This is a genomic window from Bradyrhizobium guangdongense, assembly GCF_006483445.1.
GTDB lineage: Bacteria > Pseudomonadota > Alphaproteobacteria > Rhizobiales > Xanthobacteraceae > Bradyrhizobium > Bradyrhizobium guangdongense_A.
In genome coordinates, this window is the sequence record NZ_PPPT01000114.1 from 13072 (window position 1) to 30051 (window position 16980).

A 16980-nucleotide genomic window follows, 5' to 3' on the forward strand; every position below is an offset into this window, starting at 1 on the left:
GGGTCCCGGGTCTGCGCTTCGCTTGCCCGGGACACGAGAAAAAAAGCCCCGCCCGGCGGGGGGAATACCGGGCGGGGCCTGATGTCCGTCGTTTGGTTTTGCGCGCCAGTCTGAATTGGCGCGGCGGACATCTAGTCTAGTCCATGACCTCGACGATGCGCCGCGAGCGCGGCTCGACCAGGAGCGTCGCGCCGTTCACGACGGTGTAGCGATAGGTCGTTGCGCCGAAGCGCTGTGGCACGTCGTAATAGGTGATGCCGGCATCAGGGAGTACCGTGCCGACCACGACGCGATCCGGAATGGTGAAGGCCGGTACGCGCTGCTCGACGACGTAGTCGCGGAAGGCCGATCGCTGGTCGACGGCGATGCCGGCACCGCGCTCGATCACGACGCCCGGTGCTGCGCGTCCCACGGTGATGTCGGCTTGCGCGTTCGCTGCGACCGGCGAGCCGATCGCGGCTGCTAGCGCTGTCACGGCAAGAATCCTTTTGGGAATCCTGTTTGGCATGGGCAACTCCTTCGTCAATCAGTCCAAGAGGTGCGCCAGTGGCGCGACCGGTTGCCAATGCCTCCTTCCCCACAATGTTCCGGAAAAATGCGTGCCGCATCGGCGGCAATTTCAGGCAGTTTTCGCGATGGCCGGAACCCGCGAGCTTGCTCGTGCGTCTCTACTCGCGGAACCCGCCCCGCTATGATCCGGCCGCGATTCGCGGGGATCTTCCCCGCACAGACCGGAAGGATATTTCATGCACATCACTGTCGCTCACATCTCGCCGATCATGTCGCTGATCGCGGGTGTGCTGATTCTCATCATGCCCCGCCTGCTCAACTTCATCGTCGCGATCTTCCTGATCCTGAACGGCGCGATCGGGCTCGGCCTGTTGAAGTGGCTCCACCTTTAGTCGGTCATTTTGTGGAACGGCCCGACTTGCGCCGGCCCGCCCAAAGTGGTGTAAGGCGCGCGATTTCCCATCCCTCTCGCAGGTTGTGTGCAAGCTATGGCCAAAGCCGCCTCGAAGCCTAAGAAAATGCCAGCGAAATCAAAGCCCTCTGTCAAGGCCAAGGCGGCGCCCCCGGCGCGCAAGGCACTGAAGAAGAGCGCCGCGAAGCCGGCCGCCAAGGTAGCCGCCAAGGCCCCCAGCAAGCCTGTGCATAAGCCGTCTCCCGCCAAGGCCGCCCCGGCAGCAGTGAAGGCCGGCAAGTGGGTCTTTACGTTCGGCGACGGCAAGGCCGAGGGCAAAGCCGAAATGCGCAACCTGCTTGGCGGCAAGGGCGCGAACCTCGCCGAGATGGCCAATCTCGGCCTGCCGGTGCCGCCCGGCTTCACCATCCCGACCTCGGTCTGCACCTATTTCTACGCGCACGACAAATCCTATCCGAAGGAGCTGCAGTCGCAGGTCGAGAAGGCGCTCGACTATGTCGGCAAGCTCACTGGTAAGACTTTTGGCGACACCAAAAATCCGCTGCTGGTCTCGGTGCGCTCCGGCGGACGCGCCTCGATGCCGGGCATGATGGACACCGTGCTCAATCTTGGTCTCAACGACCAGACGGTGGAAGCGCTGTCGGAACTGTCGGGCGACCGTCGCTTCGCCTATGACAGCTATCGCCGCTTCATCACCATGTATTCCGACGTGGTGCTCGGCTTCGAGCATCATCACTTCGAGGAAATCCTCGACACCTTCAAGGACGGGCAGGGCTATTCGCTCGACACCGACCTTTCCGCCGACGACTGGGTCGAACTGGTCGGCAAGTACAAGGACGCGGTCGCACGCGAGACCGGGAAGGATTTTCCGCAGGATCCGCACGATCAATTGTGGGGCGCGATCGGCGCCGTGTTCTCATCCTGGATGAACGCGCGCGCGGTGACCTACCGCAAGCTGCACGACATTCCGGAATCCTGGGGCACCGCGGTCAACGTGCAGGCCATGGTGTTCGGCAACATGGGCGACACCTCGGCGACCGGCGTTGCGTTCACCCGCAACCCCTCGACCGGCGAGAGCAAGCTCTACGGCGAGTTCCTGATCAACGCGCAGGGCGAGGACGTGGTGGCGGGCATCCGCACGCCGCAGGACATCACCGAGCAGGCGCGCAAGGATTCCGGCTCCGACAAGGCGTCGATGGAAGCGGCGATGCCCGATGCGTTCAAGGAGCTGACGCGCTTCTACACCCTGCTCGAGAAGCACTATCGCGACATGCAGGACATGGAGTTCACCGTCGAGCGCGGCAAGCTCTGGATGCTGCAGACCCGCGGCGGCAAGCGCACCGCCAAGGCGGCGCTGCGCATCGCGGTCGAGCTCGCCAATGAAGGCTTGATCAGCAAGAAGGAAGCAGTGACGCGCATCGATCCCGCGTCGCTCGATCAGCTCCTGCATCCGACCATCGATCCCAACGCCAAGCGCGACGTGATCGCGACCGGCCTGCCGGCTTCGCCTGGCGCGGCCTCCGGCGAGATCGTGTTCTCTTCTGACGAAGCTGCGAAGCTGCAGGCCGACGGGCGCAAGGTCATCCTGGTCCGCATCGAGACCAGCCCCGAAGACATCCACGGCATGCACGCCGCCGAAGGCATCTTGACCACCCGCGGCGGTATGACTTCGCACGCGGCGGTCGTCGCGCGCGGCATGGGCAAGCCCTGCGTCTCCGGCTGCGGCACCATTCGTGTCGATTACGGCCGCGGCACCATGAGCATCGGCTCGCGCACCTTCAAGACCGGCGACGTCATCACCATCGACGGTTCGCTCGGCCAGGTGCTCGCCGGCCGCATGCCGATGATCGAGCCGGAGCTGTCCGGCGAATTCGGCACGCTGATGACCTGGGCCGACCAGGCCCGCAAGATCGGCGTCCGCGTCAATGCGGACACGCCGGAAGATGCCCGCACCGCGATCAAGTTCGGCGCCGAGGGCATCGGCCTCTGCCGCACCGAGCACATGTTCTTCGAGGAGACCCGCATCCGCACCGTGCGCGAGATGATCCTCTCCGAGGACGAGCAGGCGCGCCGCGCCGCGCTCGCAAAGCTGTTGCCGATGCAGCGTGCTGATTTCGTCGAGCTGTTCGAGATCATGAAGGGCCTGCCCGTCACGATCCGCCTGCTCGATCCGCCCCTGCACGAGTTCCTGCCGCACACCCATGCCGAGATCGAGGAAGTGGCGCGTGCCATGAACACCGATCCGCGCAGGCTGGCGGACCGGGCGCGCGAGTTGTCGGAGTTCAATCCGATGCTCGGATTCCGCGGCTGCCGCATCGCGATCGCCTATCCGGAGATCGCCGAGATGCAGGCGCGTGCGATCTTCGAGGCGGCCGTCGAGGCGCAGAGGCGCACCGGCAAGGCTGTCGGCCTCGAGGTGATGGTGCCGCTGATCGCGACCAAGATGGAGCTCGACCTCGTCAAGGCGCGCATCGATGCGATGGCGCAGGCCGTGATGCGCGACACCAACACCAAGCTGACCTATCAGGTCGGCACAATGATCGAGCTGCCGCGCGCCTGTCTGCTCGCGGGCGAGATCGCGGAGAGCGCCGAGTTCTTCTCGTTCGGCACCAACGATTTGACGCAGACCACCTACGGCATCAGCCGCGACGACGCCGCGAGCTTCCTCGGTCCCTATGTGTCGAAGGGCATCCTCCAGATCGATCCGTTCATTGCGCTGGACCAGGAGGGTGTCGGCGAGCTCGTCAAGATCGGCGTCGCGCGCGGCCGCAAGACGCGGCCCTCGCTCAAGATGGGCATTTGCGGCGAGCACGGCGGCGATCCCGCCTCGGTGGCGTTCTGCCACGACGTCGGCCTCGACTACGTCTCCTGCTCGCCCTACCGCGTGCCGATCGCGCGGTTGGCGGCAGCGCAGGCCGCGATCGGCACGAAGGCTGCGAGCCAGGCGTAAGCGCGACGCGAGATACGAATTGAGAGAGGCGGAGCTTGGCTCCGCCTCTTTTCATTTGGAGTCTCGCTATCTCCCCACGTCGCTGCGCCCGCAATGACAGTGGGGAACAATCGCATTGTCCCACAACGAGACGCGCGCAAGAGTTCCTTCACCATTGGCGTTGACTGCTTGTTTACCGCTTCACGCCATCTGCGATTCACCAACTCCTTCGAATTCCCCGTGAAAACACCTGCGCTTGCTTGCGTGTGGTGTGTGCGCAACGCCGATTAACTCCCCGGCAACCTAAATTAGATACCAACGAAAAAGATCGAATTGCACGGATGTACTGACGTTCGATCTTTCTGGCGTAAGCGTTGCGTGAGCGTATCGATGTTTGTGTTGCGTACCCATCCGAAGGGCGCGCGGTTCGCGTCCTTCGGCATCGGTCTCTGCATCTTCGCATTGATGCCGAGAGAGACCGGCTATCAGGACATCTCTTCGCTGTTGGCGCGCCAACCCGGCGTGGCCGAGCGCTGGCAGAAGCAGGTGTTTTCTGCGGCGTCCTCGATCCAGCTCGCCACCTACAGCTTCTCGCGCCCGATCGGCACGTCGGTGCCGCAGAGCGCGACCTATCGCCTCGCAAGCCTCGACAATGCCGACATCACCGGCGCGATCCAGCGCAATCCGGTCATGCAGGCGCCGCTGCGCTACCAGGCCTCCGATTTTCCAAAGGTTGATCGCACGCTGAAGGGCGATCGGCTCGCCACCGTCACGCCGCAGCCTGCGCCCGCCGAGACGTCGGCACCATCGGCGCCCGCGGCGCAGGATCCCGCGACCTCGAACAGTTCCGTGTTCGGCGCCAAGACGGCAGAGGCACCGGCCTCGTTCTCCTCACCTGAATCGGCCGCGCTCGATCCCGAATTGCAGGAGGCGCTGCGCGCGCCGCCGCTGCCGCAATATGCACCGTCACAGCCCAAGTCCGCGGCCGCGCTCGGCGCGCAGCCACGCGGCGACGTCAAGCCGGCGGAAGCGGTTCCGCCGCGCGATCCCTTCAGCGTCAAGACGTCGAACCTGTTCTTCGGCAGTTCATCGCTCGGCGGCAATATCGAGAGCATCGAGAGCTGGCAGCCCGGCGCCGAGCCGCTGATCGTGATGCCGGATCCCGACATGAAGGTGATGGCCTCGTTGCCGCCGCCCTCGGAGGATGTCGCGAAGGCGATCGACGGCGGCGAGAGCGTTGCGCCCAAGGGCGAGGTCAATGCTGACGACCAGCGTGTGAAGTCGCCGGCAGAGCGCCTCGCGCTCGACGACAAGTCGCGCGCGAAGTCGGAGAAGTGCCTCGCGGAAGCCGTCTATTTCGAATCCCGCGGCGAGGCCGTGCGCGGCCAGATCGCGGTCGCGCAGGTCGTCATGAATCGGGTGTTTTCCGGCAAATACCCCGACACCGTCTGCGGCGCTGTCTACCAGAACAAGCATCGCCATCTCGCATGCCAGTTCACCTTCGCTTGCGACAACAATGCCGACGTGATCCGCGAGCCCGAGATGTGGGAGCGTGCCAAGAAGATCGCGAAAGCCATGCTCGACGGCAAGATCTGGTTGCCTGAAGTGGGCAAGTCCACCCACTACCACGCCTACTGGGTGCGGCCGTCCTGGGTCGCCGAGATGAAGAAGATGTACAAGACCGGCGTGCACACCTTCTATCGGCCGCGCAACTGGGGCGACGGCAGCGAGGCGCCGACATGGGGGACGCCGGCGCAGACCGCAGCCATCAGCGCCGAGCTCGCGCAGGAAGCCAAGAGCTCGGCCGAGATGGGCGCGACGACGCGGTAGCATTGCTTGACCTCGCCCCGCTTGCAGGGAGAGGGAGCCTCAGCGTCACGTCTCAATATCGAGCGCGCAGTCGAAATTTGGCGCCGAGTGGGTAAGGGCGCCTGACGAGACGTAGTCGACGCCCGTCGCCGCGATCCTTGCGATCGATTCCAGCGTAACCCCGCCCGATGCCTCCAGCACCACACGGCCCTCTGCAAGACGCACGGCTTCGCGCAGCGTCGGAAAATCCATATTGTCGAGCAGTACGGCATCGGCGAGGCCGGTGGCCAAGACCTCGCGCAGTTGCGCCAGGGTGTCGACCTCGATCTCGATCTTCACGAGGTGGCCGGCATGGGCGCGGGCGCGCTCCAGCACCGGACGGACGCCGCCGGCAACTGCGATGTGGTTGTCCTTGATCAGGATCGCGTCGTCGAGGCCAAAACGGTGGTTGAACCCGCCACCGCAGCGCACGGCGTATTTCTCAAGCGCGCGCAGGCCCGGCGTCGTCTTGCGCGTGCAGCAGATGCGCAACTTCGTGCCCTCGGTCTGACGGACGTAATCGGCCGTTAGCGTCGCGACACCCGAGAGCCGGCCGACGAAGTTGAGTGCCGTGCGCTCGGCCGTGAGTACGGCGCGGGCCGGGCCTGCGATCGTCAGCGCGCGCTGGCCGGCTGCGATCCGGGCGCCGTCACGGACATGCGCCTCGACCGTGATGTCAGGCGAGAGCTCTTGCAGCGTCGCAAGCGCAAGCGGAAGACCTGCGATCACGCCAGCCTGGCGCGCGACCAGGATCGCGTTTGCCTTGGTCGTCTCCGGGATCGTTGCAAGCGACGTGACGTCGCCGGCGCGGCCGAGGTCTTCGTCGAGCGCGCGGTGGACAGCTTCGTCGATCGCGAGCGGCGACAGGAAGGCGTCCGGATAGAGCAGGGATGCGGGAGTGAGCATGGAAAGTCTCCTTCAGGCGATCATGGCTTGCGCGGCGCGCGTCAGCGGCTGCTCGGACAAATGCTCGGCCACGTCGCGCGCGGCGGCGAGCGTCGTCATGGTCCGCCGCGCAAGCGCGGCGTTCTCGTCCGGATAGTCGGCGCGGAAATGCGCACCGCGGCTTTCGTGGCGCGTGAAGGCACTGGCGGCGACCAGCAGGGCCGATGTCGCCATGTTGCGCAGCGCGATGCTGGGGGCGTCTCGTTCCAGCGTCGCAAAATGTTGCACGGCCTCCGCGAGCCCGTCGCTGTCTCTGATGACCCCGACATGTGTGCTCATCATCGTCCGCAACCGCTGCTCGGCGCGCACGTCCAGTGTCGCATTGCGCGGTGTCACCAGCGCTTCCGGCAGGCGGGCGGGTGAAGGGATGGCTCGGCCGGCGATGTCATCCGCGATGCGGGCGGCATAGACCACGGCCTCGAGCAGCGAGTTGAAGTGTCCTCGACTGGCGCCATGCGCGCCAGTCGAGGACACTTCACCGCCGGCCCAGAGCCCGTCGATCGAGCTGCGGCCGCGCGTGTCCACGGCGATGCCGCCCATGTGGTAGTGCGCTGCCGGCGCGATCGGGATCGGCTGTATTGCCGGATCGAGGCCGGCGGCCGAGCAACTCGCATACACCGTCGGAAACTTCTCCACGAAACGTGCGCCGAGTGCCTGCCGCGCATCGAGAAACGCACCGCGGCCGGCGGCGACCTCTGCAAAGACGCCGCGCGCGACGATGTCGCGCGGGGCGAGCTCGGCGAGCTCATGCCGCGCCAGCATGAAACGCTCGCCGCTCGCGTTGATGAGCGTTGCGCCTTCGCCGCGTAGCGCTTCGGTCGCAAGCGGCGCCGGATCGCGGCCGACCATGATCGCGGTCGGATGGAACTGGACGAATTCGGGGTCGGCGATGACGGCGCCCGCGCGTGCCGCGATCGCAAGCCCCGTGCCACTGGCTTCGTTCGGGTTGGTGGTGACGGCATAGAGATGCCCGGTGCCGCCGGTCGCGAGCACGACCGCGCGGGAGGCGATGATGAGAGGACGCGCGGCTGCGTTGCTGGCATCGCGGAGCTGCAATCCTGTGACCGCGTCGTCCTCGGTCAAGAGCGCCTCGGCGACAAAACCCTCGATCAGCCGGATCGACGGTGTGCGCCGCACGGCCTCGCTCAGGGCCGCGATGATCGCGGCACCGGCCATGTCGCCGCGCACATGCACGATGCGCCGCGCCGAATGCGCGGCTTCGCGTCCCACCGCGAGCCTGCCTTCGAGGTCGCGGTCGAACGGCACGCCATAGGCGAGGAGGTCGTGGATGCGGGCGCCGGCTTCGCGTGCGAGCCCGAGCGCGATCGTCTCGTCGACGAGACCTGCGCCGGCTGCGATCGTGTCGGCGGCATGTGCCTCGGGGCTGTCACCTTCGGCAACGGCCGCAGCAATTCCACCTTGCGCCCATGCGCTGGAGGCGCCCTGGCCGAGGGGCGCCGCCGAGATCACGGTGACGGGGCGCGGTGCGAGCTTGAGCGCGCAGAACAAGCCGGCCAGGCCGCCGCCGACGATGACGACATCGTCGGTGGTGCGGGTGAGGTCGTGGATGTTTAACATGACTGCTTCCACCTAGTTCTTCAGATTGATCATTCGCTCGACCGACCGTTGCGCGCGCTCTGCGATTGCCGGATCGATCGTCACCTCCTCCCGCAGCGTCAGCAGGCTCTCGAGGATGTTCGACAGCGTGATGCGCTTCATGTGCGGGCAGAGATTGCAGGGCCGCAGCATCTCGATTTCGGGCAGCTCGGCGCGCACATTGTCGGCCATCGAGCATTCCGTGATCATGACGAGGCGCTTCGGCCGTTTCTCGCGGACCCATTTGATCATGTGTGCGGTGGATCCCGTGAAGTCGGCCTCCGCCAGCACGTCCGGCGGACACTCCGGATGCGCGATGATCTGCACGGAGGGATCGGCCTCGCGATAGGCGCGCAGCTCCTCACCGGTGAAGCGCTCATGCACTTCGCATGCGCCCTTCCAGGCGATGATCTTCACATCCGTCTTCGAGGCAACGTATTTTGCCAGATACTGGTCGGGCAGAAAGATCACCGTCGGTGCGCGCAGGCTTTCGACCACCGCGACCGCGTTCGACGAGGTGCAGCAGATGTCGACTTCGGCCTTCACGTCTGCCGACGTGTTGACATAGGCCACCACGGGCACGCCCGGAAAGCGTTCGCGCAACAGCCGCACGTCGGCGCCGGTGATGCTCGCTGCCAGCGAGCAGCCGGCGCGCGAATCCGGGATCAGCACCGTCTTGTCCGGATTGAGCAGCTTTGACGTCTCCGCCATGAAGTGCACACCGCACTGGACGATGATGTCGGCGTTTACCTTGGTGGCTTCGATCGCGAGCTGCAGCGAGTCGCCGCCGATGTCGGCGACGCAGTGAAAGATCTCCGGCGCCTGGTAGTTGTGCGCGAGGATCACCGCGTTGCGTGCGACCTTTACTTCGTTGATCGCCTTGATCGTCGGCGCCATCAGCGGCCATTCGATCGGCGGGATCACATGCTTGACCCGCTCATAGAGCGGCGCGGTCGTGCGTTCGACCTCCGGTGTCCATTCCAGCGCGGGTCTCGGCAGCGCGCCGGTGCCGGGGCGGGCGGTAGGCGCACTCGCCGCGGGCCGTCGCTGCGATGGGGCGAAATCTTCGGGTCCGAATAGTCCGGCAATCGGCATGACCGTCTCCTTGTCGATATATACTCATTTTGAGTATATTAGGTGCCTGAGAATGCCGGCCCCAAGGGCCGGCTATCGTCGCAGTCGGTGAACTCCCGCACTCAGAAAGTCATATTATTCTCAATCTGAGCAAATCGAAGATATCACCACGCCTCCGTCTCGGCTAGGGCCTCACGCCAAATGTGATCGGGGAAGAACGTACCAATTTGCAGGGCTGCAATGCGCAGAATATTTCGGGCTTGGATTATCATGCAGATGCATTAACTCCCCCCGGGTGCGGCTGCCTATTCCGGACCCGCCAACACGCAAAAAGGGGATTTGCATGTCGACAGCCCAAGCCGGTCCGGTCTCGTCGTCAGCCTGGCGCACACCCGCCATTATCATCCTCTGCGGCTGCGCCATCGGCATGCTGGGCTTTGGTCCGCGCTCGACGCTCGGTTTCTTCGTGCAACCGATGAGCCATGAATTCGCCTGGGGCCGCGACGTGTTCGGCCTCGCCATTGCCGTGCAGAACCTGCTGTGGGGCCTCGGCCAGCCGTTTGCCGGCGCCGTTGCCGATCGCTTCGGCCTGTTCCGCGTGATGTGCGTCGGCGCCGTGCTCTATGCTGGCGGGTTGCTCCTGATGCGCTATTCGTCGACGCCGCTCTCGCTCAACATCGGTGCGGGCGTGATGATCGGCTTCGGCCTTGCAGGCTGCTCCTTCAACCTCGTGCTGTCGGCCTTCAGCAAGCTATTGCCGCCGGAGAAGCGCGGGCTCGCGCTCGGTGCCGGCACGGCGGCCGGTTCGTTCGGCCAATTTTTGTTTGCGCCCGTCGGCGTCGCGCTGATCGACAATTTTGGCTGGCAGCAGGCGCTGACCGTGTTCTCCGGCCTGATGCTGCTGATCATTCCGCTGTCGTTTGCGCTCTCCGTGCCCCGGGCCTCGGCGTCCGCCAATACTGCGTCAAACGACAATCAGTCCTTCACGACGGCGCTCGCCGAGGCCTTCGGCCATCGCTCCTACGTACTGCTGGTGCTCGGTTTCTTCACCTGCGGTTTCCAGCTCGCCTTCATCACCGTGCATCTGCCGGCGTTCCTGGTCGATCGCGGCATCTCCACGCAGACCGGCGGCTGGGTGATCGCGGCGATCGGGCTGTTCAACATCGTGGGTTCGCTGAGCGTCGGCTGGCTGCAGAACTATCTGCCCAAGCGCTACATCCTCTCCACGATCTACCTTACGCGCGCACTCGCGACGCTCGCCTTCATCTCGTTCCCGATCACGCCGTTCTCGGCCGTGGCGTTCGGCGCGATCTCCGGCCTCACCTGGCTGTCGACGGTGCCCCCGACCTCGGCGCTGGTCGCGCTGATGTTCGGCACGCGCTGGCTCGCCACGCTCTACGGCTTTGCCTTCGTCAGCCATCAGGTCGGCGGCTTCCTCGGCGTCTGGCTCGGCGGCATCGTGTTCGAGCGCTTTGGTTCCTACACGCCGATCTGGTGGCTCTCGATCCTGTTCGGCGTGCTGTCGGCGCTGATCAACCTGCCGATCGTGGAGAAGCCTGTCGCACGAGCGGTTGCGCAGCCCGCCTGATCGGCTAAACATCGCCTGAAACAAGTCAGGGAGTTCAGGCGTGGCAACGTTCAAAGCGATCCGGATCGAGAAGGCCGACAAGGGCACATCAGCGCAACTGGGCCAGTTCGACGAAGCCGAGCTGATGGACGGCGACGTCACCGTGCGCGTGGAGTGGTCGACGCTGAACTACAAGGACGGCCTTGCGCTCACCGGCAAGGCACCGGTGGTGCGCCGCTTCCCGATGATCGCGGGCATCGACTTCGCCGGCACGGTCGAACAATCCTCCCATCCGCAGTGGAAGGCCGGCGACAAGGTCGTCTGCACCGGCTGGGGCATGGGCGAGACGCATCTCGGCGCCTATGCCGAGAAGGCGAGAGTGAAGGGCGACTGGCTGGTGGCCCTGCCGCAGGGCCTGTCGGGCCGTGACGCCATGGCGATCGGCACCGCCGGCTTCACCGCGATGCTCTCGGTGCTGGCGCTGGAGAAGCACGGCCTGTCGCCGAAGAGCGGCCCCGTCGTCGTAACAGGCGCGGCCGGCGGCGTCGGTTCCGTCGCCACGGCCGTGCTGTCAAAGCTCGGCTATCACGTCATTGCCTCGACCGGCCGCGCGGTGGAAGCGGGCTACCTGAAGGACATCGGTGCGGCCGAGGTGATCGACCGCAACGAGCTCTCGGGCACTCCCAAGCCGCTCGCCAAGGAGCGCTGGGCAGGGGGCGTGGACAGCGTCGGCTCGACCACGCTTGCGAATCTCCTGTCGATGACCAAGTACGGCGGCGCCATCGCGGCCTGCGGCCTGGCCGCCGGCATGGACCTGCCGTCGTCGGTCGCCCCCTTCATTTTGCGCGGAGTGTGCCTTCTCGGCATCGATTCCGTGATGTGCCCGATCGAGCCGCGAAAGGCTGCCTGGCAGCGCCTGGCGACCGACCTTGATCGCTCGAAACTATCTGAAATCACTAAGGAAATTTCGCTCGACCAGGTTGCCGGCTATGGTGCGAAAATTCTCGCCGGCGAGGTCCGCGGCCGGATCGTGGTAAAAATTCTCTAACGGCGTTCAGACTTTACCAACCAAGCTGCTCCAATGTTGCCACGGTTAGTATGGTAAGCAGCGGGTAAAGAGATAAGGCATCGCCCGCTGCGGGTTGGGTTCGGAGTTGAGCATGCTTGCGCGTATTGTGTTGGGGGCCGCCATGGCGGCAGCGACGTTTGTGCCGGCCATCGTACCTGCCTTGGCTGGAAGCATGAACGCCGACGAGGCGCGCCGCTTCGTCGCCGGCAAGGTGTTCGCGTTCACCTGTTTCGACGGCACCAAGGGTGCGGGCCGCATCCTCGACGATCTCGGCGCTGCCGGCTCCGTTCAGTTCTCTGGCTCCGGTCCCGTCCGTCACCTCCGGCTCCCCGGCAATACGCTCCAGATCCGCGGCCAGAACGTCTGCGCCTCCATCAAAGGCATTCCGTTCGAGCCCTGCTTCAACCTCGACAAGCGCGACGAGCGCACTTTCCGCGGCTCGGTCTCCGGCATGGGCTTCGCCTATTGCGACTTCCACCACCAAGGTGGCAATCAAATGCTGATGGCGCGCGCGGTCGCACGGCCGCGCTCGCTGCACGCACCCGCGCAGACGGGCTCGATCGATGCATCGCGCACTGAAGTTGCAACGCGCGTGGAAACGCCGCGCGTCGAAACCGGCCGTATCGAGCCGGTGAAGTCGGAAGCGCCGAAGAACGACGCGCCGCTCGAACTGCGCCGCTCCACCGATTGAGCCTCGCGCAAGCGCGTCGCATTGCAACGCGCCGAGAAACCAGACTGAAATCTTTTGCGCCGCCGCGCCGTAGTCATACGGGCGGCGGCTTTCATCGCTTGGTAGCGACTCGCGTCCCAGTCTTTTTGCAAAAGGCCGGGAAACGCGGCCCAATAACAGGGTTCAAAAATGTCGCTTTATTTCTTTCGGATCAGCACCGGACGTTACTCCGGCGCGTCCGACCAGCCGTATGAATTCGAGGATCGCACCGCCGCATGGCGTGAGATGACCGAGGTCTGCGCCAATCTGATCAGCAGTATCGCGCGCAGCCTGAAGCCGAATGCCGAATGGCACATGGATCTGCTCGACGAGAACAAGGAACTGCTGTTCCGGATCAGTCTCGTCGGCGAAACCGTCGAGAGTCGTGGACTGGCTGAAATTTAGGCTCCCGCGTGCTCGCGTGTAGTTAACCTGTTAAGCTCGTAACCCGTGTGCACTTTCAAGTGCTTATGCGTCGATTCCGGTAGTTGTCCGGGGACTGCTGTTAACCAAATCGGAATTCTACGGGCCCAAATTTTGGGCAAGGGCGATCAACGTCCAAAGCGGCCGACAATGACTTGGCTGCTTCGTTTCTGGGGAAACGTGCCATGTTGAGCCTTATTCAGAATTTGCGGATCGGTACCAAGCTGGCGGTTGCCTCGGCGCTCGGCATCCTCCTCGTCGCAGCCATGATCGCGGGCCAGATCGTCGGCAATGGCAAGGTGCGCCACTCCAACGGCGCCGCGCTCGAACAGCAGACGCTGGCGCGCGATGCCGTCGAAGCCAAGCTCGCGCTGCGCAGCATGCAGCTCAGCGCCCGCGACATTCGTCTCGCCAACAATGTTGCCGAATTTCAAAAGGCCAACGACAGCCTCCTTGAACGGTCCAAAACCCTGAATGGCGTCATTGAGGTGATGCTGAAGCTGTCGCACGCGCCCGAGAATCGCGCGCGGATGGAGAAGCTCAAGAGCCTCACGGCAGATTATCTAAAGGGGGCCCAACAGCTCGCATCGATCCGCAGCGAGGCCATCGCCGCGACGGGTCCGGACGCGGCTGCACGCCTCGCCAAGCTCGTCGAAGAGGGCGCGCGCGTAACCCGTGAAGTCACGCTCCCGATCGCAAGCGAGATGGACGGGGTGACCAACCAGATCGCCGAGTTTGCCAAGCACAAGGGCGAGGAGGATATCGCCGGTGCGGTTCAGGAGATGGCCGCGAGCGAGCGGCTCGGCATCATCGTCGGGTCATCCGCCATGTTCGTCCTGATCGGCTCCTGGCTCATGTCCTTCCTGACCATCGCGCGCCCCATCAGTGCGCTGACGGTTGCGATGAACGAGCTCGCCGGCGGCAATTTCTCGGTGGTGCTGCCCGGGCTCGGCCGCAAGGACGAGGTCGGCGGCGTCGCCGATGCGGTGGAGAAATTCAAGGTGGTGTCCGAGCAGAAGGCGCGCGAGGAGGCCGAAGCCAAGATCAGGCAGGACAAGATCGCGGCCGATCAGCGCAAGACGGAGATGCGCAAGCTCGCCGACAGTTTTGAGGCCGCCGTCGGCGAGATCGTCGACACCGTCTCCTCGGCCTCGACCGAGCTGGAAGCCTCCGCCTCGACGCTGACCTCGACCGCGGAGCGCGCCCAGGAGGTCACCACCATGGTGGCGGCCGCGTCCGAGGAAGCCTCGACCAACGTGCAGTCGGTGGCGTCGGCGACCGAGGAGCTGTCCTCCTCGATCACCGAGATCAGCCGACAGGTACAGGAATCGGCGCGGGTCGCCAGTGAGGCCGTCGGCCAGGCCCGCACCACCACCGAGCGGGTCAGCGAGCTGTCCAGGGCGGCAACGCGGATCGGCGACGTGGTCGAGTTGATCAACACCATCGCGGGCCAGACCAATCTGCTGGCGCTCAACGCCACGATCGAGGCGGCACGTGCCGGTGAGGCCGGGCGCGGTTTTGCCGTGGTCGCCTCCGAGGTGAAGGCGCTGGCCGAGCAGACCGCGAAGGCGACCGGCGAGATCGGCCAGCAGATCACGGGCATCCAGGCGGCGACGCAGGAATCGGTCGGGGCCATCAGAGACATCAGCGACACCATCGAAAAACTGTCCGAGATCTCGTCGACGATCGCGGCGGCGGTGGAGGAGCAGGGTGCCGCCACGCAGGAAATCTCCCGCAACGTGCAGCAGGCAGCCCAGGGCACCCATCAGGTCTCGGCCAACATCACCGACGTGCAGCGCGGTGCGGGCGAGACCGGCTCGGCATCCTCGCAGGTGCTTTCGGCGGCGCAGTCGCTCGCCTCCGACAGCAACCGTCTCAAGCTCGAGGTCGGCAAGTTCCTCGACACGGTGCGCGCGGCATAAGCCGGCGCGATTCCGCATTTCGAGAGGAACGGTCCCGGAGTAGCGATCTGGCGGGACAGGCCGTACTTGTACGGCTTGATTCCTTAAGAGCCTGGAGAGGCTTTCGGGCAATGCTTAACGCGGACCTAATTCCGTGCCTTACTCTTCGGAGGCTTCAATGCATTTCCTCGGCCGGTTCCGCATCCTGCCCAAAATACTTGGCATCGTTGCGCTGCTTTGCGTGATCGCCTCCAGCATCGCCTATATCGGTGTCTCCGCACTTTCCGACCTGAGCAGCAAGGCTGAGATCATGTCAACGGCGGCGCAGCGCGCGCTACTGGCGGCTCGCGCCAACCAGAACGTGATTGCGCTCAACCGAGCCGAATTCCGCAGCGCGCTCGACCCGCGCGACGACAATCGCCTTGCGGCGCGCCAGGTCATCGAAGAGCAGCTCAAGCAATATCAGGAGCGTTTCGAGAAGGTCAGCCAGACCGTGGACGAACAGGCAAAGGCGATGCTCCCCGCGGTCCGCGAGGCCTTCGCGGCCTACAGGACCCAGTTGGACGCGACGCTGGGCGCGATCGACGGCGAGAAATCCTCAAAGCTCAGTGATAGCGCCGACCGGCTGCGCGATACGGCAATGAAGAGCAGGGCTGCTGCCGAGAATCTCCAGGCCAAGATCCGCGCTATCGCAGACCGGCTGAACATGCGGGTCGAAGAAAAATCGAAGGAGACGCGCGACCAGTACGAGTCGACGTCGCGTGTGTTGGTTCTGCTCGCCGCGTTCGGTGTCGTGATCGGTGGCGTGGTCGGCTTCGTGCTCGGCCAGTACGGCATCGCCAAGCCGATACGTGCGATCGTCGGATTGCTCCAGGACCTTGCTTCAGGAAACTACAATGTCGAGATTCGCGGCGGTGACCGCAGGGATGAGGTCGGCGACGTCGCGAGAACTGCCGAAGTGTTTCGCGAGAACGGCCTCGCCAAGATCCGCATGGAAGCCGAGCAGAAGGAGGCGGAGCAGCGCAGTGCGGCGCAGCGGCGGCAGGACATGCTGCGCCTTGCCGACCAGTTCGAAAGCGCGGTCGGGGATGTGATCGAGACCGTCAGTTCGGCATCCACCGAGCTCGAAGCCTCAGCTACGACGCTGACATCGACCGCCGAGCATGCGCAGCAGCTTGCGACCGTGGTCGCGGCTGCGTCGGAAGAGGCCTCCACCAACGTGCAGTCGGTTGCATCGGCGACGGAGGAATTGTCGTCCTCGATCACCGAGATCAGCCGGCAAGTTCAGGAATCGGCAAGGGTCGCAGGCGAGGCCGTCAGTCAGGCGCGCACCACGACTGAACGGGTCAGCGAGCTCTCCAAGGCCGCGACGCGGATCGGAGATGTGGTCGAACTGATCAACACCATCGCCGGCCAGACCAATCTGCTGGCGCTCAACGCGACGATCGAGGCGGCGCGCGCCGGTGAGGCCGGGCGCGGCTTTGCCGTCGTCGCCTCCGAGGTCAAGGCTCTGGCCGAGCAAACCGCGAAGGCAACCGGTGAGATCGGTCAGCAGATCTCCGGCATTCAGGCCGCGACCGAAGACTCCGTCGGTGCGATCAAGGCGATCAGCGGCACGATCGAACGGCTTTCCGAAATCTCCTCGACGATCGCGGCCGCGGTCGAGGAGCAGGGGGCGGCGACTCAGGAAATTTCCCGCAACGTGCAGCAGGCGGCGCAGGGCACCGAGCAGGTCTCCGCCAACATCACCGACGTGCAGCGCGGCGCCAGCGAAACCGGCTCCGCATCCTCGCAGGTGCTGTCGGCCGCACAGTCGCTTTCCGGCGACAGCAACCGCCTCAAGCTCGAGGTCGGCAAATTCCTCAGCACGGTGCGCGCAGCCTAAAGGGCGTAAAGGCCCGATGGGCGGACAAACCGTTCGTCGGGCCTCTTGCCGCGACTTGCGGTCGAAATCTCGCGTTTGCGAACACGTTTCCGGTTACCGGAGTAACTGCGTT

Annotated in this window: 13 protein-coding genes; 9 read left to right on the forward strand and 4 right to left on the reverse strand. The window is 64.8% G+C overall.

From position 1 onward, the window contains the following. Positions 1–136: 136 nt before the first annotated feature. Positions 137–496: a DUF1236 domain-containing protein gene (locus tag C2U70_RS16880; protein WP_186294310.1), complete on the reverse strand. Its 360-nt coding sequence runs from the start codon at positions 494–496 to the stop codon at positions 137–139. A 250-nt stretch (positions 497–746) separates the two neighbouring features. On the opposite strand from C2U70_RS16880, the gene C2U70_RS16885 reads away from it, so the two are divergent. From C2U70_RS16885 to C2U70_RS16895, 3 genes are all read left to right on the forward strand, one after another. Next, complete coding sequence (locus C2U70_RS16885) at positions 747–902, forward strand: DUF3096 domain-containing protein (protein WP_140979560.1); 156 nt, start codon at positions 747–749, stop codon at positions 900–902. A gap of 96 nt (positions 903–998) precedes the next feature. After that, positions 999–3872 carry a pyruvate, phosphate dikinase gene (gene ppdK / locus C2U70_RS16890; protein WP_186294308.1) on the forward strand — a complete coding sequence of 958 codons (2874 nt, stop codon included), beginning with the start codon at positions 999–1001 and terminating at the stop codon, positions 3870–3872. 369 nt (positions 3873–4241) lie between these two features. Continuing rightward, positions 4242–5681: a cell wall hydrolase gene (locus tag C2U70_RS16895; protein WP_186294309.1), complete on the forward strand. Its 1440-nt coding sequence runs from the start codon at positions 4242–4244 to the stop codon at positions 5679–5681. Positions 5682–5726: 45 nt separating this feature from the next. Here C2U70_RS16895 and nadC read toward each other — a convergent pair whose 3' ends face one another. From nadC to nadA, 3 genes are read right to left on the reverse strand one after another with little or no spacing between them, the layout of a single operon-like run. Next, on the reverse strand, positions 5727–6605 hold the full coding sequence (gene nadC, locus C2U70_RS16900) for a carboxylating nicotinate-nucleotide diphosphorylase (RefSeq protein WP_140979563.1): 879 nt from the start codon (positions 6603–6605) through the stop codon (positions 5727–5729). A gap of 12 nt (positions 6606–6617) precedes the next feature. Beyond that, positions 6618–8222 carry an L-aspartate oxidase gene (locus C2U70_RS16905; protein ID WP_140979564.1) on the reverse strand — a complete coding sequence of 535 codons (1605 nt, stop codon included), beginning with the start codon at positions 8220–8222 and terminating at the stop codon, positions 6618–6620. A 12-nt stretch (positions 8223–8234) separates the two neighbouring features. Next, complete coding sequence (nadA, locus tag C2U70_RS16910; RefSeq protein ID WP_140979565.1) at positions 8235–9335, reverse strand: quinolinate synthase NadA; 1101 nt, start codon at positions 9333–9335, stop codon at positions 8235–8237. A 322-nt stretch (positions 9336–9657) separates the two neighbouring features. On the opposite strand from nadA, the gene C2U70_RS16915 reads away from it, so the two are divergent. The 6 genes from C2U70_RS16915 to C2U70_RS16940 all read left to right on the forward strand — a co-directional run bounded on the left by C2U70_RS16915 (position 9658) and on the right by C2U70_RS16940 (position 16868). Next, the gene (locus tag C2U70_RS16915) at positions 9658–10902 is read left to right on the forward strand and encodes an MFS transporter (protein WP_140979566.1); all 1245 of its coding nucleotides are present in this window, start codon (positions 9658–9660) and stop codon (positions 10900–10902) included. Positions 10903–10942: 40 nt separating this feature from the next. Continuing rightward, complete coding sequence (acuI, locus tag C2U70_RS16920) at positions 10943–11929, forward strand: acrylyl-CoA reductase (NADPH) (RefSeq protein ID WP_140979567.1); 987 nt, start codon at positions 10943–10945, stop codon at positions 11927–11929. 112 nt (positions 11930–12041) lie between these two features. Then, positions 12042–12641, forward strand: coding sequence for a hypothetical protein (locus C2U70_RS16925; protein ID WP_140979568.1), 600 nt, complete (start codon positions 12042–12044; stop codon positions 12639–12641). 168 nt (positions 12642–12809) lie between these two features. Beyond that, positions 12810–13064, forward strand: a complete 255-nt coding sequence (locus tag C2U70_RS16930; RefSeq protein WP_140979569.1) for a DUF6894 family protein — start codon at positions 12810–12812, stop codon at positions 13062–13064. A gap of 203 nt (positions 13065–13267) precedes the next feature. Beyond that, positions 13268–15004, forward strand: coding sequence for a methyl-accepting chemotaxis protein (locus tag C2U70_RS16935; RefSeq protein ID WP_140979570.1), 1737 nt, complete (start codon positions 13268–13270; stop codon positions 15002–15004). 157 nt (positions 15005–15161) lie between these two features. Beyond that, positions 15162–16868 carry a methyl-accepting chemotaxis protein gene (locus C2U70_RS16940; RefSeq protein ID WP_140979571.1) on the forward strand — a complete coding sequence of 569 codons (1707 nt, stop codon included), beginning with the start codon at positions 15162–15164 and terminating at the stop codon, positions 16866–16868. Positions 16869–16980 lie beyond the last annotated feature (112 nt).

Coding starts and splice junctions, on each gene's coding strand:
- ppdK (WP_186294308.1), top strand. CDS start 999: ATGGCCAAAGCCGCCTCGAAGCCTAAGAAAATGCCAGCGAAATCAAAG.
- C2U70_RS16930 (WP_140979569.1), top strand. CDS start 12,810: ATGTCGCTTTATTTCTTTCGGATCAGCACCGGACGTTACTCCGGCGCG.
- C2U70_RS16940 (WP_140979571.1), top strand. CDS start 15,162: ATGCATTTCCTCGGCCGGTTCCGCATCCTGCCCAAAATACTTGGCATC.
- C2U70_RS16935 (WP_140979570.1), top strand. CDS start 13,268: ATGTTGAGCCTTATTCAGAATTTGCGGATCGGTACCAAGCTGGCGGTT.
- C2U70_RS16885 (WP_140979560.1), top strand. CDS start 747: ATGCACATCACTGTCGCTCACATCTCGCCGATCATGTCGCTGATCGCG.
- C2U70_RS16915 (WP_140979566.1), top strand. CDS start 9,658: ATGTCGACAGCCCAAGCCGGTCCGGTCTCGTCGTCAGCCTGGCGCACA.
- C2U70_RS16905 (WP_140979564.1), bottom strand. CDS start 8,222: ATGTTAAACATCCACGACCTCACCCGCACCACCGACGATGTCGTCATC.
- nadA (WP_140979565.1), bottom strand. CDS start 9,335: ATGCCGATTGCCGGACTATTCGGACCCGAAGATTTCGCCCCATCGCAG.
- nadC (WP_140979563.1), bottom strand. CDS start 6,605: ATGCTCACTCCCGCATCCCTGCTCTATCCGGACGCCTTCCTGTCGCCG.
- C2U70_RS16925 (WP_140979568.1), top strand. CDS start 12,042: ATGCTTGCGCGTATTGTGTTGGGGGCCGCCATGGCGGCAGCGACGTTT.
- C2U70_RS16895 (WP_186294309.1), top strand. CDS start 4,242: ATGTTTGTGTTGCGTACCCATCCGAAGGGCGCGCGGTTCGCGTCCTTC.